This window comes from Sphingobium sp. FG125 (assembly GCF_057809795.1).
The window spans coordinates 1-22060 of the sequence record NZ_JBMDKQ010000032.1; the positions used below are offsets into that span (position 1 = coordinate 1).

Annotated in this window: 18 protein-coding genes, 1 tRNA gene and 1 pseudogene; 12 read left to right on the plus strand and 8 right to left on the minus strand. The window is 63.3% G+C overall.

Going from position 1 to position 22060, the window contains the following annotated elements:
• Positions 1-27: 27 nt before the first annotated feature.
• Positions 28-1017: pseudogene (locus tag ACODSR_RS19730) on the plus strand (recombinase family protein); the annotation flags it as partial.
• A 507-nt stretch (positions 1018-1524) separates the two neighbouring features.
• On the opposite strand, the gene ACODSR_RS19735 reads toward ACODSR_RS19730, so the two are convergent.
• Positions 1525-1612: transfer RNA gene (locus tag ACODSR_RS19735), tRNA-Ser, on the minus strand.
• A 135-nt stretch (positions 1613-1747) separates the two neighbouring features.
• Here ACODSR_RS19735 and ACODSR_RS19740 point away from each other — a divergent pair.
• The 11 genes from ACODSR_RS19740 to mazG all read left to right on the plus strand — a co-directional run bounded on the left by ACODSR_RS19740 (position 1748) and on the right by mazG (position 12766).
• Complete coding sequence (locus tag ACODSR_RS19740; protein WP_489078289.1) at positions 1748-2794, plus strand: lytic murein transglycosylase; 1047 nt, start codon at positions 1748-1750, stop codon at positions 2792-2794.
• On the plus strand, positions 2781-3803 hold the full coding sequence (locus ACODSR_RS19745) for a septal ring lytic transglycosylase RlpA family protein (protein WP_489078290.1): 1023 nt from the start codon (positions 2781-2783) through the stop codon (positions 3801-3803). Before ACODSR_RS19740 ends, ACODSR_RS19745 begins: the two co-directional genes overlap by 14 nt.
• Before the next feature lie 46 nt (positions 3804-3849).
• Positions 3850-5013 carry a D-alanyl-D-alanine carboxypeptidase family protein gene (locus tag ACODSR_RS19750; RefSeq protein WP_489078291.1) on the plus strand — a complete coding sequence of 388 codons (1164 nt, stop codon included), beginning with the start codon at positions 3850-3852 and terminating at the stop codon, positions 5011-5013.
• Positions 5010-5636, plus strand: coding sequence for a dTMP kinase (gene tmk, locus ACODSR_RS19755; RefSeq protein ID WP_489078312.1), 627 nt, complete (start codon positions 5010-5012; stop codon positions 5634-5636). The genes ACODSR_RS19750 and tmk overlap by 4 nt, the downstream gene beginning before the upstream one ends.
• The gene (locus ACODSR_RS19760; protein ID WP_489078292.1) at positions 5633-6604 is read left to right on the plus strand and encodes an AAA family ATPase; all 972 of its coding nucleotides are present in this window, start codon (positions 5633-5635) and stop codon (positions 6602-6604) included. The genes tmk and ACODSR_RS19760 overlap by 4 nt, the downstream gene beginning before the upstream one ends.
• A 43-nt stretch (positions 6605-6647) precedes the next feature.
• Entirely contained in the window at positions 6648-8216 is a 1569-nt protein-coding gene (metG, locus tag ACODSR_RS19765) for a methionine--tRNA ligase (protein WP_489078293.1), read from the plus strand.
• A 4-nt stretch (positions 8217-8220) separates the two neighbouring features.
• The gene (locus ACODSR_RS19770; protein WP_489078294.1) at positions 8221-8994 is read left to right on the plus strand and encodes a TatD family hydrolase; all 774 of its coding nucleotides are present in this window, start codon (positions 8221-8223) and stop codon (positions 8992-8994) included.
• Complete coding sequence (locus tag ACODSR_RS19775) at positions 8991-9782, plus strand: MBL fold metallo-hydrolase (protein ID WP_489078295.1); 792 nt, start codon at positions 8991-8993, stop codon at positions 9780-9782. The genes ACODSR_RS19770 and ACODSR_RS19775 overlap by 4 nt, the downstream gene beginning before the upstream one ends.
• On the plus strand, positions 9782-10405 hold the full coding sequence (locus tag ACODSR_RS19780; RefSeq protein WP_489078296.1) for a retropepsin-like aspartic protease family protein: 624 nt from the start codon (positions 9782-9784) through the stop codon (positions 10403-10405). The genes ACODSR_RS19775 and ACODSR_RS19780 overlap by 1 nt, the downstream gene beginning before the upstream one ends.
• Positions 10402-11688 (plus strand): MFS transporter, encoded by a 1287-nt coding sequence (locus ACODSR_RS19785; RefSeq protein WP_489078297.1) that lies wholly within the window; start codon positions 10402-10404, stop codon positions 11686-11688. The genes ACODSR_RS19780 and ACODSR_RS19785 overlap by 4 nt, the downstream gene beginning before the upstream one ends.
• Before the next feature lie 283 nt (positions 11689-11971).
• Positions 11972-12766 carry a nucleoside triphosphate pyrophosphohydrolase gene (gene mazG / locus ACODSR_RS19790; RefSeq protein WP_489078298.1) on the plus strand — a complete coding sequence of 265 codons (795 nt, stop codon included), beginning with the start codon at positions 11972-11974 and terminating at the stop codon, positions 12764-12766.
• Positions 12767-12865: 99 nt separating this feature from the next.
• Here the strand turns inward: mazG and hflX are convergent, their stop codons facing one another.
• The 7 genes from hflX to ACODSR_RS19825 all read right to left on the minus strand — a co-directional run bounded on the left by hflX (position 12866) and on the right by ACODSR_RS19825 (position 22037).
• Entirely contained in the window at positions 12866-14200 is a 1335-nt protein-coding gene (hflX, locus tag ACODSR_RS19795; RefSeq protein ID WP_489078299.1) for a GTPase HflX, read from the minus strand.
• A gap of 4 nt (positions 14201-14204) precedes the next feature.
• Positions 14205-16859: an alanine--tRNA ligase gene (gene alaS, locus ACODSR_RS19800; protein ID WP_489078300.1), complete on the minus strand. Its 2655-nt coding sequence runs from the start codon at positions 16857-16859 to the stop codon at positions 14205-14207.
• 348 nt (positions 16860-17207) lie between these two features.
• Positions 17208-18464, minus strand: coding sequence for a M24 family metallopeptidase (locus ACODSR_RS19805; RefSeq protein ID WP_489078301.1), 1257 nt, complete (start codon positions 18462-18464; stop codon positions 17208-17210).
• Positions 18451-19074 (minus strand): glutathione S-transferase family protein, encoded by a 624-nt coding sequence (locus tag ACODSR_RS19810; RefSeq protein WP_489078302.1) that lies wholly within the window; start codon positions 19072-19074, stop codon positions 18451-18453. Before ACODSR_RS19810 ends, ACODSR_RS19805 begins: the two co-directional genes overlap by 14 nt.
• Positions 19071-19787: a thiamine phosphate synthase gene (gene thiE / locus ACODSR_RS19815; protein WP_489078303.1), complete on the minus strand. Its 717-nt coding sequence runs from the start codon at positions 19785-19787 to the stop codon at positions 19071-19073. The genes ACODSR_RS19810 and thiE overlap by 4 nt, the downstream gene beginning before the upstream one ends.
• 73 nt (positions 19788-19860) lie before the next feature.
• Positions 19861-20766, minus strand: coding sequence for a fructose bisphosphate aldolase (locus ACODSR_RS19820; protein WP_489078313.1), 906 nt, complete (start codon positions 20764-20766; stop codon positions 19861-19863).
• Between the two features lie 68 nt (positions 20767-20834).
• On the minus strand, positions 20835-22037 hold the full coding sequence (locus tag ACODSR_RS19825) for a phosphoglycerate kinase (protein WP_489078304.1): 1203 nt from the start codon (positions 22035-22037) through the stop codon (positions 20835-20837).
• Positions 22038-22060 lie beyond the last annotated feature (23 nt).

Here is a 22060-nt window from a genome sequence, read left to right on the forward strand (position 1 = left end):
GCAAACCCATCTTGGCACTTAGATGCCGTGAGCGGGAGCCATCCACCTCATCCGGTTTCGACCAAGCGTCAAGCCAAAGAGGGCAATGGATTGACCTCGCAGGAAATGCGCTGCCGTGAATATGCGAATGGCCGTGGCCATGAGGTGATTGACGTCTTCAATGACGACGTATCCGGCAAGCTGGCAAGGCGTCCCGGCTTTGATGCCATGCTGGCTTTCGTGCGCAAGAACCGGAAACTGGAAATCGTCGTCATCATTGATGACGTGAGCCGTATGGCGCGTGACGTGCGCAATCATTTCGACCTGAAAGAAATGATCTACGCAGCAGGGGCATCGCTGGAATCTCCGTCATGGGAATTCGGCACCGATCCCGACAGCATCTTTCACGAAAATCTGATGGCCAGTCTTGCCCAGCATCAGCGGCAGAAGAACGGCCAACAGGCCAAGAACCGGATGCGGGCAAGAATGCTCGGCGGCTTCTACGTCCACAACGCGCCCTTGGGCTATCGCTATCAGAAGCATCCCAGCGGTGGCAGTACGCTCGTTCGTGACGAACCCGTTGCATCGGTCATTGCGGAAGCTCTGGAAGGCTTTGCCTGTGGTCGCTTCGCGTCACAGGCGGAAGTGAAGCGCTTCCTCGAACTGCATCCGCAATTTCCGCGCACCCGCCACGGGCATGCGACGAACGAACAGGCCCATCGCATCCTGACCAACGTGCTTTATGCCGGATATGTCGAAAGCCAGATGTGGGACGTGTCCTTACGGAAGGGCTATCATGACGGCCTGATCTCGCTGGAGACGTTTCAGCGCAATCAGGATCGCCTGGCTGGCAAGCAATTCGCTCCGGTGCGGACTGACATTCATGCCGATTTCCCGCTTCGGGGCTTCCTTGCCTGTGGATGCTGTTCGCACACCATGACTGCGAACTGGACCAAGGGCAGGAATGCGACCTATCCCTATTATGTATGCCGTCATCGGGGCTGCGAGCGCTTTGGCAAGTCGGTGAAGCGCGAAGTGGTCGAGGGCGCATATGAAGCGATGCTCGGCCAGCTTGTGCCAAGTCAGGAGATGTTCGACATCTTCTCCATACTGTTCCGCAAACGCTGGAACGAAGCCGGGGCCAAGGCGAAGGAAATCCGCGCAGGGTTCAAGCTGGAAATCGCAGCGGTCGAGAAAAAGACTTCGCTGCTGCTGGATCGCGTGATGGCGGCGGAAAGCCCGACGCTCATCAATCGCTATGAGCAGGAGATCGAAAAGCTGGAGCGCGAGAAGCTTGTTCTGGCTGAAAAAACCGCGCGTTGCGGCACGACTTTGCCAGACTATGACGAAAGTTTTCGAACCGCTTTCGATTTCATCGCAAACCCTTGGAAACTATGGAGAAATGGCACCTATGAGGACAAGAACATAGTCCTCAAACTGACCCTCAATGCCCATCTGGAATATGACTGGAATGAGGGTGTTCGAACCCCAGATTTATCCTTGCCGTTCAAAGTGTTAGGCGCGGATTCTGACCGAGAAAAGATTTGGCGGAAGGGGTGGGATTCGAACCCACGGATACTTGCGCATCGGCGGTTTTCAAGACCGCTGCAATCGACCACTCTGCCACCCTTCCGTCGCCTCGCTTCCTAGCGCGCTGTGCTGGCTTGCCAAGCGCAAAAATGGCCTGTGGCTCGGTTCGTCGTCTAAACCGGCCATAGTTGCCATTAAGGGGATTCACCTGTCGTCCGGCCTGTGCAACAACGGGGGGATGAGAGATTCTCTGCGTTCGTCTATATTTTCGCTGTTGCTGGGGCTGGCGGGCGTAACCGCTGCTGCCGTCGTGCCGGGTGTTGCGCTGGCGCAGGATAGCGCGGATTTCCGCGCCTATCTGGAAAGCCTGCGGCCCAAGGCGCGGGCGATGGGCATTCGCGACGCGACGCTGGACAGTGTGTTTCCGACGCTGACCCCCAACCCGCGCGTCATCGCGCTGGACCAGACCCAGCCTGGCGGCGGTGCTTATTCGCCGATCCCCAATTTCGAACCCTATCGCCGCCAGCATGTTGACGCGGCGCGGATCAGCCGGGGCCGGATCGCCTATCAGGCCAACCGCGCGCGTCTGGCGCGGATTGAGGCGGAGACGGGCGTGCCGGAGGAGATCATGGTCGCCATCTATGGCCATGAAACCAATTATGGCAGCTATACCGGCGATTTCGACCTGATCCGGTCGCTCGCGACGCTGGCGCATGAGGGGCGGCGGCGCGCTTTGTTCGAGCCGGAGTTGCTGGCGACATTGAAGATGTTGGACAATGGCGTACCGCGCAGCCGCCTGATCGGCAGCTGGGCCGGGGCGACCGGCTATCCCCAATTTCTGCCGTCAGTCTATCTGCGGCTGGCCAAGGATGGCGATGGCGATGGGCGCGCGGACATCTGGACCAGCGAGGCCGATGCGCTGGCATCGATCGCCAATTATTTTGTGCAGGCCGGGTGGCGGCGTGGCCAGCCCTGGGGCGTGGCGGTGTCGGTGCCATCCAGTTTCGATCGCGCCAGCGTGGCGGCAAAAACCAATCCGGCGCGTTGCCCGCGCGTGTTCAACCGGCATAGCCGCTGGCTGACCATGGCCGAATGGCGCAAGCTAGGCCTGTTTCCCGCCAGCGGCATCTGGCCCGCCGATACGGTGATGGCGACGCTGCTGGAACCGGACGGGCCGGGTAAGACCGCCTATCTGCTGACCGGCAATTACCGGGCGATCCTGGATTATAATTGTTCCAATTTCTATGCTCTGTCTGTGGGGTTGCTGGCCGATGCGGTCAAATGAAGGGGTTAGGCTGCCACTGGCAGCCGGGGTGATGCTGCTGTTGGCGTCTTGCGGTGGCGGGGAGCAGGTGCCTGTGCCGCCGACGCCTGCGCCATTGCCGCGTCCGTTGGCGCAGGGCGGCATGGTCGCCGATGAACCGGTAACGATCGGCGCGCCCTATAGCGTGGGACGGATCACCTATACGCCCGAAGATGCGCCCAATTATGACGCGGTCGGCTATGCGGGCTGGTATGGCGAGGAGTTGCAGGGCAACAAGACCGCCAATGGCGAAACCTTTGTGCCGGGCGCCATCACGGCCGCCCACCAGACATTGCCGCTGCCCAGCTATGTCGAGGTGACGGCGCTGGACACGGGCCGGACGATCCTGGTGCGGGTCAATGATCGTGGGCCTTTCGCCAATGACCGGATCATCGACCTGTCGCGCGGCGCGGCCGAGCAACTGGGCGTGATCGGCGATGGCGCGGCGGCGGTGCGGGTGCGGCGGGTCAGCCCGCCAGATCAGGAGCGCGCGACGCTGCGCAGCCATGGCCGGGTCGCCGAACGGCTGGAAACGCCGCCGGCCCTGCTGACGGCACTGCGGGCCAAGCTGCCTGCCCGCTCTGTAATCGCTCCGGCGAAAGCCAAGATCGCAGCCCGGTCAAGCGTCAGGACATCGCCCAAGCCGGTGCGCGCGCGGGACATACGCGAGTCCGCGCCCCAGCAAGCCCGACAGGATGGTTTCGTGGTCGAACAGACAGGCGCAGCTTCGGCCCCAACGCCGGTTGCGCCCGCCGCTGTCACCGCGCCACCCTCCACCCGCACCTATATCGTCCAGGTCGCCGCTTTCTCATCGCGCGCCCGCGCCGAAACGCTGGCGAAGCGCATCGGTGCCAGGGCGGTCGAGGGCGACGGATTGTGGCGCGTGCGCTTTGGTCCTTACCCCACGCAGGACGCCGCACAGGCGGGTGTGCGCGCGGCGGCAGCCAAGGGCTTTGAGAATGGCCGCATCATGGCTAATGACGCGCGATAGACATCGCGACCTCCAAGCGATTCCATCCCATTTGAAGGCAGCCTCCATGAATAAGTCTGTTGCAGTCCTCCTCTTCACGGGGCTGTTGACCCAGCCGCTGACCGCCGCCGCGCCGCCTTACACCAGCGAAGCGCCGATCGCCTATATGAAGGATCTGTCGTCCGGCGCTGTCCTGTATGACAAGGGTGGTGAGACGAAGATGCCGCCCGCATCAATGGCGAAGATGATGACCGCGCATGTCGCGTTCCGTCTGATCCAGAAGGGCGAGTTGAAGCTCGACACCATGTTCACCGTGCGTCCGGAAACCTGGAAGCAGTGGCATGGTCCGGCGGCAGGATCGACCATGTTCCTGTCGGCGGGCGAGCAGGTGTCGGTTGAAAATCTGTTGCATGGCATTGTCACCCTGTCGGGCAATGATGCCTGCGTCGTGTTGGCGGAGGGGATTGCCGGGACCGAACAGGCCTTCGTCGCGCTGATGAATGAGGAGGCCAAGCGCATGGGCCTCAAGAACAGCCATTTCGGCACCAGCAATGGCTGGCCGGATGAGGGCGTGACCTATGTGACCGCCGAGGATCTGGCCAAGCTGGCGCAGGGGACGATCGAGGAAACGCCCGATCTCTACAAGCGCTTCTATGCCACCCGATCCTTCACCTGGGGCAAGACGATGGGCGGCGCGGACATTGCGCAGGGCAATCGCAACCCGATCCTGGGCAAGATCGCCGGGGCCGATGGTCTCAAGACCGGCCATACCGAGGAAGCCGGCTATGGCTTTACGGGTTCTGCCGAGCAGGATGGCCGCCGTCTGGTGATGGTGGTGGCGGGACTGACCAGTTTCAACGGGCGCATTCAGGAATCGGTCCGCTTCATGGACTGGGGCTTCAAGGCGTGGAAGGCGCAGCCTTTGTTCAAGAAGGGCGCGACGGTCGAGACCGCTGACGTGCAGTTGGGCAGCGAAAGCAGCGTCGCGCTGGTCGCGCCGCAGAATCTGGCGGTCACCCTGCCGCGCACCGCGTCGACCAATATATCGGTCAAGGTCGTCTATACCGGCCCGATCAAGGCGCCGATCGCCAAGGGGCAGAAGATTGCCGACCTGATCGTGTCCACGCCCGACACGCCGCCGCAGGTGATGCCGCTGGTCGCGGGGGCTGATGTCGCCGAAGCGGGCATGTTCGGCCGGTTGTGGAATGGCCTGAAATCGCTGTTCGGGTGATCGAAGGGCGGTTCATCACGCTGGAAGGCGGGGAGGGCGCGGGTAAATCGACCCAGTTGCGTGCGCTCGCCGCCGCTTTGCGTGCGCGCGGGCTGGACGTGGTGGAAACCCGCGAACCGGGGGGCAGCGAGGGGGCGGAGGCGATCCGTTCGCTGTTGCTGACCGGCGGCGCGGATCGATGGAGCGCGCGGGCCGAAGCGTTGCTGTTTGCCGCCGCGCGGGCCGATCATGTTGAAAAGACGATCCGGCCTGCACTGGCGCGGGGAGCATGGGTGCTGTCCGACCGCTTTCTCGATTCGAGCCGGTCCTATCAGGGGCAGGGGGCATTGACCGACGCGGACATATTGGCGTTGCACCGGATTGGTAGTGACGGTTTTTTGCCGGATCGCACGCTAGTGCTTACTGCACCCGAAGAGGCCATCGACAAGCGCCTACAGCAAAGAGACAAGGACGGCACAGATAGGATCGGTGGGCGCAATCGCGATTTCCATCGTGCAGTTTCTGCGGCATTTGAACGGTACGCAACAGAAGAGCCGGAGCGGATAAGCCTTGTAAGTGGCTGGGGCAATGCGGAGGTCGTCACCGCTCGTCTGCTCGACGCGCTGGCGGATCTGCTGCCATGACGTCACTGCTTGGCCATGATGCGCAGGCCCGCACACTGATCGACGCAGCGGCTAGCGGGCGGATGCATCATGGCTGGATATTGAGCGGACCCAAAGGCATCGGCAAGGGCGGTTTCGCGCGCGCGCTGGCGCTGCGTCTGCTGGCCGACGCCGCCGGGCCGCCGGTGATGGGGGAGGGGTTGGATGTGCCGGAAGCCCACCCTGTCCGCCGCCTGATCGAAGCCAGCGCCCATCCTGATTATGCCGAACTGTTCCCGCTGGAAAAGGATGGCGTCACCGCACGCAACATCAGCGTCGATCAGGTGCGCGGGCTGCAGCGGCTGCTCCAGTCGGCCCCGTCGCTATCGACCCGGCGGATCGTGGTGATCGACAGTGCCGACGATCTGGAGCGGGGCGCGGCCAATGCGTTGCTCAAAAATCTGGAAGAGCCGCCCGCCGACATGCTGTTTCTGCTGGTCAGCCATGCGCCGGGGCGTTTGCTGCCGACGATCCGGTCGCGCTGCCGTACCTTACGCTTTGATCCGCTGAGTAACGGGGCGATGCGCGCGATCCTGCGGGGCAAGGACGAGACGCTGTCCCCGGCGGAGATTGACGCACTGATCCGGGCTGGCGAGGGGTCGCCGGGTAAGGCTTTGCGTTATGCGGGCCTCAATCTAGCGGACATTGAAAGCGCGATGGCGCGGATCGCGCAGGATGGTGACCGCGACAATCGTCAGCGCCTGGCGCTGGCCAAGGCGCTGGCGATCAAGTCGGCCAAGCCGCGATACGAGGCGTTTCTGGAACGCGCGCCCGCCTTTATCGCGCAGGCCGCGCGTAACCGCAGCGGGTTCGCCCTCGGCGTGGCGCTCGACCATTGGGAAAAGGCGCGGCATCTGGCGGGCGGGGCGGTCATCCTGTCGCTCGATCCGGCAGCGGTGGTGTTTGAACTGGCCGGCCATGTCGCGGCGCTGGCGCCACAATCGGCCTGAAAAGCGGCTTCCCGCCCGGCGCAACAGCCGCTAGGGACAGGTCATGTCCCAGCCCTATACCATCACCACCGCCATATCCTATCCCAATGGCCGCCCTCACATCGGCCACGCCTATGAGGTGATCGCTACCGACGCGATTGCCCGCTTCCAGCGGATGATGGGTCGCGACGTATTCTTTCAGACCGGCACCGACGAACATGGATTGAAGATGGCACAGGCCGCGCGCGGCCGGGGGATCGAGCCGCTGCTGCTGGCCGATGAAATGTCGGGCTATTTCCGTGCCATGAACGACCGGCTTAATATCAGCCATGATCGCTTCATCCGCACCAGTGAAGCGGCGCACCACAGTGCCAGCCAGGCGATCTGGCAGGCGATGGAGGCCAATGGCGACCTGTATCTGGATCGTTATGAAGGCTGGTATTCGGTCCGCGACGAAGCTTTCTATGACGAAAAGGAACTGACCGACGGGGAAGGGGGCGTGAAGCTCTCGCCACAAGGGACGCCGGTGGAGTGGACGGTCGAGGAAAGCTGGTTTTTCCGCCTGTCCAACTATCAGGACAAATTGCTGGCGCTCTATGAAAGCCAGCCCGATTTCATCCGTCCGGACAGCCGTCGGAACGAGATTCTGCGTTTCGTCGAGGGTGGCCTGTCGGACCTTTCCATCTCCCGCACCAGCTTCGACTGGGGCGTCAAGGTGCCGGGCAGCGACGGCCATGTCATGTATGTGTGGGTCGATGCGCTGACCAATTATCTGACCGGCTGCGGCTATCCCGACGATGGCGATCGGATGGCGCGATATTGGGCGGAAGGCGGCGACATCACGCATATTATCGGCAAGGATATTGTGCGTTTTCATGCGGTTTACTGGCCAGCCTTCCTGATGAGCGCGAAGCTGCCTCTGCCCAAGCAGATTTTCGGCCATGGCTTCCTGCTCAACCGGGGCGAGAAAATGTCCAAGTCGGTCGGCAATGTCGCCGACCCGATCGAACTGGCCGATCGGTTCGGGGTCGATCAGTTGCGCTATTTCCTGTTGTCCGAAGTCACGTTCGGCAATGACGGCAGCTATAGTGCGGAGGCGATTGTCCAGCGTTCCAACAGCGATCTGGGCAATGCATTTGGCAATCTGGCGCAGCGGACGCTGAGTTTCATCGCGAAGAATCTGGACGGCCATTTGCCAGCAATCCATGGCCATGATCCGGCGGACAGCGAGTTGTTCGACCTGATCGACCGGGTGGTGCGCACCGACATGCCTGCCGCCATGGCCGATCTTGCGCCATCGGTAGCGATCGACGCCTGGCTACGCGCCGCCTTTGCCTGCAACCAATATATTGATGCGCAAGCCCCCTGGACCCTGCGCAAGACCGATCCGCAGCGGATGGAGACGGTGCTGGCGACGCTCTATATCGCGATTGCGCAGCTGGCCGTCGCCGTCCTGCCAGTCATCCCGGCCAGCGCCACCGCATTGCTCGACCATATGGGCATCCCCGCCGACAAGCGGACCTACAGCGCGATCGGCGATCACTGGTATTCGCCGCTGGCGGAAAGTGACTTTGTCCTTGCCGCGCCCAAGCCGCTCTTCCCCCGGCTCGAACTGACTGAAGCGGACGGCTGAGCCCATGCTGATCGACAGTCATTGCCACCTAAATTACAAGGGGTTGGTGGAGGATCAGGAGAATGTGCTGGAACGCGCCCGCGCGTCCGGCATCGACCTGATGCTCAACATCGCGACGCGCGAAAGCGAGTGGGACGCGGTGCTGGACACGGCGATCCGCGCGCCGGACGTGTGGGCGACGGTCGGCATCCATCCGCATGAGGCGGACGAGCATCCCCATATCGACACCGCCAAGCTGGTTGCCCGCGCGGCGCACCCCCGCGTCGTCGGCATTGGCGAGACCGGCCTTGATTATTATTACGACCATAGCGACCGTGAGCGGCAGCGCAGCAGCTTTCGGTCGCACATCGTCGCAGCCCGCGACACGGGCCTGCCGCTGATCGTCCACACCCGCGATGCGGAGGAGGATACGCTGGCGGTGATGCGGGACGAGATGGGGAAGGGTGCCTATACCGGCGTCATCCATTGCTTCACTGCCAGCGGCGCCTTTGCCGATGCGGCGCTGGAGATGGGTTTCTACATCAGCATATCAGGGATCGTGACCTTCAAGAGCGCGAAGGATTTGCAGGAGACCGCGGCGCGACTGCCGATCGACCGGCTGCTGGTGGAAACGGACTCGCCCTTCCTTGCCCCCGTGCCGCATCGCGGGCGTCCCTGTGAGCCGGCGTTCGTCGCCGATACGGCCAAATTCCTAGCCACCTTGCGCGGCGAAAGCCTGGAGGATCTGGCCGCCGCAACCTCCGCCAATTTCCGCACCTTGTTCAAGAAGGTGGCATGAGCCTCACACTCACGATTCTGGGCAGCGGCACATCGTCGGGCGTTCCGCGCATCGGCAATGACTGGGGGGCGTGCGACCCCGCCGAGCCGAAGAATCGTCGGACACGCGTGTCGATTCTGGTAGAAAGCGCGACGACGCGGATATTGGTGGACACCTCTCCCGATTTGCGCGCGCAGTTGCTGGCGGCTGACGTCATCGCGATCGATGCGATCCTTTGGACGCATGACCATGCCGATCACAGCCATGGCATAGACGACGTGCGGCAGCTCTATCATCATCGCCGCGAGCCGCTGCCCGGCTATGCCCGGTCGCAGACGCTAAAGCTTTTGCGCCAGCGCTTCGACTATGTCTTTGACGGCGGTAACGGCTATCACCCGACCATTGACGGGCGGGTTTTGCCCGATGGCCTGCGCATCGGCGACATCGACATTGCCTGCGTCGATCAGCCCCATGGCGACATTTGTTCGACCGGCTTCCGCTTCAGCCATGGTGGCAGGTCCATCGCCTACGCCACGGATTTTCATGATCTGACGCCGGACATGCTGGCGCTGTATGACGGCGTCGATGTGTGGGTGGTCGATGCCTTGCGGGAAAAGCCGCACCCGACGCATCCGCATCTGGCGCTGACGCTGGACGGCATCGCCGCCGCCCGGCCCGGTCGCGCGATCCTGACCCATATGGACCAGAGCATGGATTATGCGACATTAAGCCGTACCCTCCCCAAGGGCGTGGAACCGGGCTATGACGGTATGGTGGTAGTCTTGGAACCGGCAGAGCAGGGGGATTGATGGACAGCGGCGATCAGGCGGCATCAACCATCTGGTATGTGCTGGCACTGGTGCTGGTCGGCTCTGCGCTTATCGGTCGGCGGCTCGCCTGGGGCGGGATATTGCGCATGGCGCTGTTGTGGGTCGCTATTTTTGCCGGACTGCTCGGCCTGTTCAAACTGGCGCAGAATGAAGGCTATCTGACCGGGCGTTGGGCAGAGCAGGGGGATATGGTCGATGAAGCCCCCGCCGCTCCGCCGCCTGCCAAAGCCGAAGGACAGTCGATCCGCATCCCGGTCGCGCCCGATGGCCATTATTGGGTGGAAGCGACGATCAACGGCACGCCTGCCCGATTCCTGATCGACAGCGGCGCGACCATCACCGCGCTGTCGGAAAACACCGCGCGGGCGTCGGGCCTCAACTATGATGTCGGCGCGCCGGGCGTGATCATGACCACCGCCAATGGCAAGGTGGAGGCACGGCGCTCCAGCATCGCAAGCCTGGCTGTCGGTCCAATTACAGCGACCGACTTGCCCGTTGTCGTGTCATCCAGCTTTGGTGAGGTCAATGTGATCGGCATGAATATGCTTTCCCGCCTGAAAAGCTGGGGCGTGCAAAATAGCGAAATGGTGCTGACGCCATGACGGCACCGCCGACGCAGCGCGAACGGCTGAAAGCCATTATCGGCGGCTCCACCGGCAATCTGGTCGAATGGTATGACTGGTATGCCTATGCCGCCTTCACCCTTTATTTCGCGCCGCATTTCTTCCCCAGCCAGGATCGCACTGCCCAGTTGCTGAGCGCGGCTGGGATATTTGCGGTTGGCTTCCTGATGCGACCGATCGGCGCGTGGCTCATGGGCGTCTATGCCGACCGCCACGGACGCAAGAGCGGGCTTACGCTGTCGGTGGCGCTGATGTGCGCGGGATCGCTGCTGATTGCGGTGACGCCAGGCTATGAGACGATCGGGGTCGCCGCGCCGCTGCTGCTGGTGCTGGCGCGGTTGATGCAGGGCTTGTCGATCGGCGGGGAATATGGCGCGAGTGCGACCTATCTGTCCGAAATGGCGGGCAGGAACCGGCGCGGCTTCTTCTCCAGCTTTCAATATGTGACGCTGATCGCCGGGCAGTTGGTGGCGATCTGCGTGCTGCTGCTGTTGCAGGCGACACTGAGCGAGGCGCAACTGGATGCTTGGGGCTGGCGGATACCCTTTTTCATTGGCGGGGCGCTGGCGGTGGTGGTGTTCTGGCTGCGGCGCGGGCTGACGGAGACGCAAAGCTTTGCCGTGGCCAAGGCCGAGGGCGCGCCCAAATCGAGCTTTGTCGAGTTGATCACCAAGCATCCGCGCGAGACGGTGACGGTGATGCTGCTGACCGCAGGCGGGACGATCGCTTTCTATGCATACTCCATCTACATGCAGAAATTCCTGGTCAACACCAGTGGCCTGAGCCGCGAGACTGCATCGCAGATCAATGCGGCAACTTTGTTTGTTTTCATGCTGTTGCAGCCGGTTGCTGGTGCGCTGTCGGACCGGATCGGGCGCAAGCCGCTTATGATCGGCTTTGGCGTCATGGGCGTGATCTGCACTTATCCGATCTTCGCGACGCTGGCCGTGACCAAGGACCCGCTGGTCGCCGGGCTGCTGGTGATGGCGGGGCTGGTGATCGTGACCGGCTATACATCGATCAATGCGGTGGTGAAGGCCGAGCTGTTTCCGGCGCATATCCGGGCGCTGGGCGTGGCGCTGCCTTATGCACTGGCCAACACGATGTTCGGCGGGACGGCGGAACTGGTGGCGCTCTGGTTCAAACAGGCTGGCATGGAGCAGGCATTTTATATCTATGTCAGCGTGATGATTGCCATCTCGCTGGTCGTCTATGTGCGGATGAAGGACACGGCCAAGACCAGCCTGATCCGGGAGGATTGAGACTAAGCCGACAGTGAGCCGAACATATGTGAGCGATTTGATACGAGGTTATATTTAACATAATATATATTATCGAACAAAGATTGCGGTGACTCGGTCATAGTTCTGTGCCCACCTATTGACGTTTTCCACCCCTCCAACGTCATGCTGAACTTGTTTCAGCATCCATTTCTCGTCACAAGCAACTGCTCGATCCGGCAAAATGGACCCTGAAACAAGTTCAGGGTGACGAGTTAGCATCTATGTTGCCATGATTGCCCAACTTCATAGTCCAGGTTACGCCATGTCCACCGCCAGTCCCGCCGATATCATGCCGCTTGCCAATGTCATGGCGCGGTTGCGTGATCCCGATACGGGCTGCCCGTGGGACATTGAACAGGATTTTGCGTCGATCGCGCCCTATACGATCGAGGAAGCCTATGAGGTCGCCGACGCGATCGAGCGCAACGACATGGCGGCGCTGCGCGATGAACTGGGTGACCTGTTGCTCCAGGTCGCCTTTCATAGCCGGATGGCGGAACAGGCCGGGCATTTCAGCTTGCAGGATGTGATCGACGGCATCACGCAAAAGATGATCCGCCGGCATCCCCATGTCTTTGGTGATGGCCCGTCTGATCAAGGAGTTGGACGCGAGGATGGCCATGCCCAGTGGGAGGCGATCAAGGCGGCCGAGCGGGCGGAGAAGGAGCCGGACCCCAGCGCGCTGGCCGGGGTGGCGATCGCCCTGCCCGCATTGCTGCGCGCCGAAAAGTTGCAGAAGCGCGCGGCGCGGACCGGGTTTGACTGGCCCGATAGTGATGGCGCGATCGCCAAGATCGTCGAGGAACTGGACGAGGTGCAGGGCGCCGCGACGCAGGCGGAGCGTGAGGAGGAAGTGGGCGACCTGCTGTTCGCGGTCGTCAACCTCGCACGGCATCTGAAGGTTGACCCGGAAGTGGCCCTAAGGGCGGGTAACGCCAAGTTCGACCGGCGGTTCAGAATGATGGAAGCCATCGCGGGAGACGCTTTCGCCGCCCTTCCGCTGGATGAGAAAGAAATGCTGTGGCAGCGGGCCAAGCGGGCGGAAGTGCCGGCTTGATCCGCGCGGTCACGCCTGCCGATCATGACGCAACCGTCGGGTGAATGGATCCCGGATCAAGTCCGGGATGACGGCTGGTGATAGGGTGGCGCTTGCCTCCTACCCCTGCCCGCGCTTCCCGAACCGCGCGAACGCCGCGTCGGACAGCCGCACTTCGACGCGGGTTTCCTCGCCCTGGGCGTCGCTGGCCAGCACTTCGCCATGTTCGTGGAGCCAGGCCAGCGCCGCTCCGTCGGACGCGGCGATGCGCAGGCCATAGACTTTGGCCCCTGCGGTCATTTTGGTGCTGATCGCGCGTTGCAGGTCAGGAACGCCCTCCCCCGTCAGCGCGGACAGGATCACGACATCGTCGCGGCGGGACGCGGTTTCGCGGGCCATTGCTTCGGCTTCCGGGTCGAGCAGGTCGAGCTTGTTCCATGCCTCGATGATTGGCGGGGCGGGCGGTTCGCCCTCCGCGCGATCGAGCGCGCCCTCGCCGGCTACGCCCAGTTCGCTCAGCACGTCCAGCACATCGTCGCGTTGCGCGTCGCTATCAGGATGGGCGATGTCGCGGACATGGACGATGAGGTCGGCGGACAGCACTTCTTCCAGCGTCGCGCGGAAGGCGGCGATGAGCTGGGTCGGCAGGTCGGAGACGAAGCCGACCGTATCGGACAGGATCGCCTTGTCGAGGCCGGGCAGTGCAATCTGGCGCATGGTGGGGTCGAGCGTGGCAAAGAGCAAATCCTCCGCCATGACGTCAGCGCCGGTCAGGCGATTGAAAAGCGTGGATTTTCCGGCGTTGGTATAGCCCACCAGCGCGATCACCGGCCAGGGTGCGCGTTGCCGCCGGGCGCGGTGGAGACCGCGGGTGCGGGTGACCTGATCCAGTTCCTTGCGGATTTTGGCCATGCGGTCGCGGATCATCCGCCTGTCCGCTTCGATCTGGGTTTCGCCCGGACCGCCGAGGAAGCCGAAGCCGCCGCGTTGCCGCTCCAAATGGGTCCAGCTACGCACCAGCCGCCCCGCCTGATAATCCAGATGGGCAAGTTCGACCTGGAGTCGGCCCTCGTTGGTGGCGGCGCGTTCGCCGAAGATTTCGAGGATCAGCCCGGTGCGGTCGATGACTTTCGCACCGACGGCCTTTTCCAGATTGCTTTGCTGGACCGGCGACAAAGCATTGTCGACGATGACCAGTTCGGCCTCTTCTTGCACGACGAGCGTGGCGATCTGGTCCACCTGCCCGCTGCCGAACAGGGTGGCGGGCTTGCGGTCGCGGACGCGGAATGCCTGCCCCACGCGCACGTCTATGCCGATGGCCAGCGCCAGCCCGCGCGCTTCCTCCAGCCTTGCCTCGCTGTCCCGGCGTTCCAGCCCGTGGGTTTCGGCATGGACGACCACGGCGCGCGCGCCGCGGGCGACTTCATCATCGGAATCGCGGTTGAAAATGGCCATGGGGTTAGCCGGGACTCCCCGCCAACCGGGTCTTGACGGCTTCGATCGCCGCCGCTGCCTTGTCGCCGTCCGGCCCGCCCCCCTGCGCCATGTCGGGACGGCCACCGCCGCCCTTGCCGCCCAGCGCTTCCACGCCGACGCGGACGAGATCGACCGCGCTGATCGTGCCGGTCAGATCGTCGGTGACGCCCACGGCAATGGTGGCGCGGCCATCGACCACGGCCACGATCGCCGACACGCCACTGCCCAGCGTTTTCTTGTTACCGTCAACGATGCCGCGCAATTCCTTGGGGTCGAGGCCATCAATGACCTGCGCCAGAAAGCTGACATTGCCGACCTGTTCGGGACCAGCAGGCGCCGCGCCCGATGCGCCGCCGCCCAGCGCCAGCGCCTTCTTCGCTTCGGCGAGTTCACGTTCCAGCTTGCGGCTCTGTTCCACCAGTGCGGCGATGCGGGCTGGCACATCTTCGGGCGACGTCTTGAGCGTGGCGGCGGACTGGCGGAGCTTATCCTCCCGATCGACCAGCCAGAGGCGCGCGGCCTCTCCGGTCAAGGCCTCGATCCGACGGACACCGCTGGAAACGGCGCTTTCCGAAACGATCTTGAGCAGGGCTATATCGCCCGTCGCGCGGACATGGGTGCCGCCGCACAGTTCGACCGAATAATGAAGATCGTCACCCTTCCCCATGGAAAGAACGCGCACTTCGTCGCCATATTTTTCGCCGAACAGCGCCATCGCGCCCGCCGCAATCGCGTCGTCGGGCGTCATGAGGCGGGTCGTGACCTCCTCATTATGGCGGATTTGCGCGTTCACATCGGCCTCGACCTTGGCGATCTGTGCATGGGTCAGGGCTTCGGGGTGCGAGAAGTCGAAGCGCAGGCGCTCGGCGGCGACCATGCTGCCCTTTTGCGTCACATGCGCGCCCAGTTCCTTGCGCAGAGCGGCGTGAAGCAAATGGGTGGCGCTGTGGTTGGCGCGGATGCGATCGCGGCGTTCGACGTCTACGGTGAGTTGCACCGTGTCCTGAACCGCGATGCCGCCGCGATCGATATGGGCGCGATGGGCATGAATGCGGCCCAGCGGCTTGGCAGTGTCAACCACCGTCGCGGTCAGCGCGCCATTGGAAATGATCCCTGCGTCGCCATTCTGGCCACCGCTTTCGCCATAGAAAGGCGTCTGGTTGGTGACGATGAGGACATCCTCACCCGCCACTGCGCGATCCACGCGAACACCGTCCCGGATGAGCGCAAGCACTTCGCCCTCACCCTTGGTCGAGGCGTAACCGACAAATTCGGTGCTGCCGAGGGTTTCGGCAATGTCGTACCAGATTTCGTCCGACGCCTTTTCGCCCGATCCCTTCCACGCGGCGCGGGCGGCGGCCTTCTGTTCTGCCATGGCGGCGTCGAAGCCGGCGCGGTCAACGCCCAGACCCTGGGTGCGCAGTGCGTCCTCGGTCAGGTCATAGGGAAAGCCGAACGTGTCATAGAGTTTGAACGCGGTTTCGCCGGGCAGCGTGCCGCCTTCGGCCATGCCGGTCGTCGCTTCATCGAGCAGGCGCAGGCCGTTTTCCAGTGTCTTGCGGAAGCGGGTTTCCTCGCGCAGCAAAGTTTCCTCGATCAGCGGCTGGGCGCGGACCAGTTCGGGGTAGGCGCCGCCCATTTCGGAGACGAGGCTGCCGACCAGGCGATACATTAACGGGTCTTTGGCACCGATAATGTGCGCATGGCGCATGGCGCGGCGCATGATCCGGCGCAGCACATAGCCGCGGCCCTCGTTCGCTGGCAGCACGCCGTCGGCAATCAGGAAGCTGGTCGAGCGAAGATGATCGGCGATGACGCGGTGGCTGGCCTGATGGTCACCATCGGTCGCAGTGCGGGTAATCGCGCCGCTTTCGGCGATCAGCGCCCTGAACGTGTCCGTGTCATAATTGTTGTGCACGCCCTGCATGACGGCGGCGATGCGCTCCAGACCCATGCCGGTGTCGATGCTGGGCTTGGGCAGTTCGCTGACGATCTCATTGGCTTCCTGCTCATATTGCATGAAGACCAGGTTCCAGATTTCGACGAACCGGTCGCCATCTTCCTCCGGCGAACCGGGAGGGCCGCCCCAGATATGGTCGCCATGATCGTAGAAGATTTCCGAGCAGGGACCGCAGGGGCCGCTGTCCCCCATCGCCCAGAAATTATCCTTGGTCGGGATGCGGATGATGCGATGTTCGGGCAGGCCCGCAATCTTCTTCCACAGGTCGAACGCTTCGTCGTCCGTATGATAGACGGTCGCGGTCAGCTTGTCCGCGGGCAGGCCCCATTCCTTGGTCAGCAGGGTCCAGGCATGGGTGATCGCCTGTTCCTTGAAATAGTCGCCGAAGCTGAAATTGCCCAGCATTTCAAAGAAAGTATGGTGGCGCGCGGTGTAGCCGACATTGTCGAGATCATTATGCTTGCCGCCAGCGCGGACCGACTTCTGACTGGACGTCGCGGTCTTGTAGGGGCGCGTTTCCAGACCCGTGAAGACATTCTTGAACGGCACCATGCCCGCATTGACGAACATCAAGGTAGGGTCGTTGTGCGGCACCAGCGGCGCGGACGGGACGATGGTGTGGCCGTTGGCCCCGAAATAGTCGAGGAAGGAGCGGCGAATGTCGTTGGTCGATGTCATGGGGGCGATTTAGTGGGAAGCGGCCCGCCGCACAAGCGGGGGATTTGGTCGCAACGTAACATCCGTCATGCCAGCGAAGGCTGGCATCTCTCTACCTTCTTTTGACGCGCCGAAGAAAAGTGAGATCCCAGCTTTCGCTGGGATGACGATAGTAGGAAAACAACGAAAGAAGGCTACTCGATCACAAACCAGGCCAACATGGCGACAGACGCAACGGCACAACAAACGACGCTAACCAATAGGCCGCCAAGCAATCCGACAATCGTTCCCCACCGATGCTTGAGAAGAATGGCGCTCCCCAGCCCTGACAGGAAGATCGACATTATTATTGCCGCTTCGGCCATGCCTTTAACCGATTGGCTCCTCAATCGACACTGGCGGGTTGGAGAACCACACCGGTCCCTGCGCGGTCATGTGGAAGCAATCCTCGATGCGGACGCCCACGACGCCGGGCAGATAGAGACCCGGTTCGTTGGAAAAGCACATGCCGACTTCCAGCTTGGTGGTTTCGCCATGGACCAGGTTGACCGGCTCATGCCCCTCCATGCCGATGCCGTGGCCGGTGCGGTGGGACAGGCCGGGGAGCGCGTAGCCGGGGCCGTAGCCTTGGCTTTCATACCAGCCGCGCACCGCGTCATCGACCGATCCGGCGGGTGCGCCGAGCTTGGCAGCCTTGATCGCGATCGCCTGGCCGCGCGACACGTCGTTCCAGACCTTGCGCTGTTGCGCGGTGGGCGTCGCGCCATGGACGAAGGTGCGGCTGATGTCGGATTGATAGTCGCCGACGGTGCAGCCGCAGTCCACCAACACGACCTCCCCTGCCCGCACCGTCTGCGGCTTGCCGGAGCCATGGGGATAGGCGGCCGCTTCGCCGAGCAGCACGAGATTGAATTCGGGCTTGCCGCCCAGCGCGGTGGTGGCCGCGGTCATTAGCGCTGCGATGTCGGCGGGGGTCATGCCCGCCTTCACCTGCGGATAGGTCCAGCGATAGGCGGCCATGGTGACGTCGGCGGCTGTCTGCATCAGCGCGATTTCAGCGGGCGTCTTGCGCATCCGCTGGGTGCGGGTGACGCTGTCGGGCACCAGCGTCGCGCCGGGTAGCGCGGCTTTCAGGCCATCGACGGCGAAATAGCGCACCGTTTCCTCTATGCCGATGCGACCACGCGCAAGCCCGCGTTCCTTCAGGAAAGTGGCGATCAGTGCGTGGGGACTTTCATGCTCCTGCCAGACGCGGACCTCCGCCGGGATGCCGAGCGATTCTTCGATCGAGGGCTTCTCGAAAAAGGGGCAGATGATCAGCGGCGTGCCGGTCGCAGGGATGATGGCGGCGGTCAGCCGCTCGCTGCGCCACCAGCGGATGCCCGTATAATAGACGAGGCTCGCGCCCGGCTCGATCAGCAGCGCATCGATCCCGGCGCGCTGCATTGCCGCCTGTGCGCGGGTCAGGCGATCGGCGCGTTCGGGGCGGCCGATCGGTGCGATAGTGCCGGTGAGCGGCGTCAAGGCTTCCGCCGCCCGCTCCCGCGCGAACAGGCGCGGGGTGACGGCGCTGGCCGCCAGCCCCGCCATGGAGGCGAGCAAGGTGCGGCGATCAGGCGTAAGCATAGGGACCGCCCGCCGCGAGGGCGGCCTGATAGGCCGGGCGCGCCTGCATCTCGCTGAGCCAGCGTAGGATAGCGGGCCGCGAGCCGTTCAGGCCACCGCGCGAGCGGGAGGCTTCGATCGGGAAGCTCATCATCATGTCGGCGGCGGTGAAATCATCCCCAGCGAAATAGGGGCGCGACGCCAGTTCAGTTTCTATCCAGTCGAGATGATCGTCCAGCATCCGCTGCACCGTGGGCCGCGCGGGGCGACCAAGCAGGCCCAGCTTGCCGATGATGAGCAGCGCGAGGAGCGGTGGCATCATCGACCCTTCGGCATAGTGCATATATTGGCGGTAGCGGATCGCTCCCCCCGCGTCTGCGGGCGGGCCGAAGCGTCCGGCGCGAGCGACCAGATACTCCATGATCGCACCGGTTTCGATGAGCGCGTGGCCGTCCACCTCCACCACCGGGGAGCGCCCCAGCGGATGAATGGCGCGCAGTGTGGCGGGCGCACGCATCGTCTTGGCGTGGCGCTCATAGTGGCGGACTTCGTAAGGCTCGCCCAGTTCCTCCAGCAGCCAGAGGATGCGTTGCGACCGGCTGTTGTTCAGGTGATGGACGATGATGGTCATTTGGGTTCCGGCGCTCCATTGCGGGAGAGTTGCAGCACGTCGGCGAAGGCCGCAACGCCAGCGCCCGGCCCCGCCGGATGGTTCCACACCGCGCTGCTGACCGCCAGAAAATCCGCGCCCGCCGCAACGAGCGGTGCCGCATTGTCCGCCGTCACGCCACCGATGGCGACGCAGGGCAGCTCGAAAATCGTCGTCCACCAGCCCAGAATGGAGGGTTCGGCGTGGTGCAGCACCTCCTTGGTCGTGGTGGGATAGAAAGCGCCGAACGCGACATAGTCGGCCCCAGCCTCGCCCGCTTCCATCGCCAGATGGCGACTGTCATGGCAGGTGACGCCGATCTGCACCTTTGGCCCCAGGATTTTGCGCGCTTCTCGCGGGTCGCCATCGCCCTGCCCCAGATGCACGCCGTCCGCGCCCAGCCGCTGCGCCAGCGCGACGCTGTCGTTGATGATGAAGGCGACGTCGCGTTCCGCGCACAGCGCCTGCAACGGCGCGGCCAGCGCGGCAATCGCGTCCTCGTCCAGCCCCTTGAGGCGCAACTGGAACGCAGCGACTTCACCGCCGTCGAGCGCGGCAGCCAGCGCATCCACGAAGGATGCGTCGATGCTGGGTGGGGATATCAGGTAAAGCTGGCAGGCGGGGCGGAACCCCTGTTCGAACTGATCGGCAAAATGCGGATCGAGCGCCAGCTCTTCATCGGTAAAATCGGTCATGCTTCGCGCTTAAACCATAGCAGGAGAGCGCGAAAGGGGTGCCGGGCAGACCTGCGCCCGCCCGGCACTACAATCAGGCCGCAACCGCCGTTTTCGCTACCGAAGCGCCGTGGATTTCGTCGATCGCTTCGCCCAGCGAGGCATTGAACTCATCGTCGCTCATCTGGTGGCGCAGGTCGTTGAGCAGCGCGCGGCTGAAGCTGGCGATGATGCCGCGATTCTTGGCCAGTTCGACACAGGCTTCGGGACGGGCAAAGCCGCCTGACAGCGCAACCACACGCAGCACGCGGGGGTGATCAACCAGCGGGTCGAACAGGCCCGGCTGTACCGGCAGCGACAATTTGAGCATCACCTGCTGGTCGGCGGGCAGCGCATCGAGCGCCTTGACCAGTTCGTCGAGCAGGATCGCGTCGGCTTCGGCCCGTTCAGGCGACTTGATGTTCACTTCCGGTTCGATGATCGGCATCAGCCCGGCGGCCAATACCTGCTGCCCGATTTCGAACTGCTGCTTGACCACGGCGGCAATGCCTTCGCGGTTGGCGAGGTTGATGACCGAGCGTTCCTTGGTCCCGAACACGCCCAGCGCCTTGGCGCGGTGGAGCAGCACGTCCAGGTCGGGATTGGGCTTCATCACCTGAACGCCGTTCGCCTCATCCTCCAGACCCTTGTCGATCTTGATGAAGGGGACGACGCCGCGCTCGATTAGCGCCTGCGGGGTCGGTTTGCCATCGACGGTGCCGTCCATCGTGCGTTCGAACAGGATCGCGCCCAGCACCTTGTCGCCGGTGAACACGGGCGATGTGATGATGCGACTGCGCATCGCGTGGATCAGGCCGAACATTTCCTCGTCATTGCCCCAGGCACCTTCTTCGATGCCATAGCCCTTGAGCGCCTTGGGCGTCGACCCGCCGCTCTGGTCGAGTGCGGCGATAAAGCCTTCGCCTGTCGCAATCTTCTGCTTCTGAACCTGATCCAGCATCTGCACATACTCTCTCTTAATGGAGATGGCGCCGCCCTCTCCAAGGCGGTGCCACCGTTGACCGGTCGTCAGGCCATCAAAGCCTTTACGCCCGGCAAATCCTTGCCCTCCATCCACTCCAGGAACGCGCCGCCCGCCGTCGAGACGAAGGTGAAATCGGCCGCTGCTCCTGCATGGTTGAGGGCCGCCACAGTATCACCGCCACCGGCGACCGAGGTCAACTGCCCTTCCTTCGTCAGCGCCGCCGCCGTGCGGGCGAGTGCGACGGTCGCGGTATCGAACGGCGCGATCTCGAACGCGCCCAGCGGACCGTTCCACACGAGCGTGCGGCAGGTCTTGAGCACGTCGGCCAGCGCCTCGACAGCCGCAGGGCCGACGTCGAGGATCATTTCGTCGGCGGCGACTTCATGGACGTTGCAGGTGCGGACTGAGGGCGGGTTGGCGGCAAATTCCTTCGCGACCACCACGTCATAGGGCAGATGGATGGTGCAACCGGCGGCTTCTGCCGCGTCGAAAATGGCGTCGGCGGTGTCAGCCAGATCCTTTTCGCACAGCGACTTGCCGATATCGACGCCGCGCGCGTGGAGGAAGGTGTTGGCCATGCCGCCGCCGATGATCAGATGATCGACCTTGGTGACCAGATGGTTCAGCACGTCCAGCTTGGTCGAGACTTTCGCGCCGCCCACGACAGCCGCCACCGGCTTGACCGGGGTGCCGAGCGCGGCCTGCAACGCATCCAGTTCGCGCTCCATCGCGCGCCCGGCGAACGACGGCAGCTTGTGCGCTATCCCTGCGGTCGAGGCATGGGCGCGGTGCGCGGCGGAGAAGGCGTCATTGACATAAAGGTCGGCGATCGCCGCCATCGCATCGACCAGAACGGGATCGTTCTGTTCCTCGCTGCCATGGAAGCGGGTGTTTTCCAGGATCGCAATGTCGCCGGGGCGCATCACGGCAATGCCATCGGTCGCGGCTTCCCCCTGACAATCAGGGATGAACTGCACTTCGCGGCCCAGCACCTGGCTTAAGGGGCGGGTGATCTTGGACAGCGAATATTCCGGGTTCTTCTGCCCCTTGGGACGGCCGAAATGGGCCAGGATCAGCACCTTCGCACCGCGATCGGCCAGTTCCAGCACGGTCGGCATGGCCGAACGCAAGCGGGTATCATCGCTGACCGAACCGTCCTGCATCGGCACGTTCAGATCCTCGCGCACCAGCACGGCCTTGCCGTGGATGTCGCCCATATCGTCGAGTGTCTTGAACGGCTTGGTCATTGGAATTTTCCTATGTTCCCAAC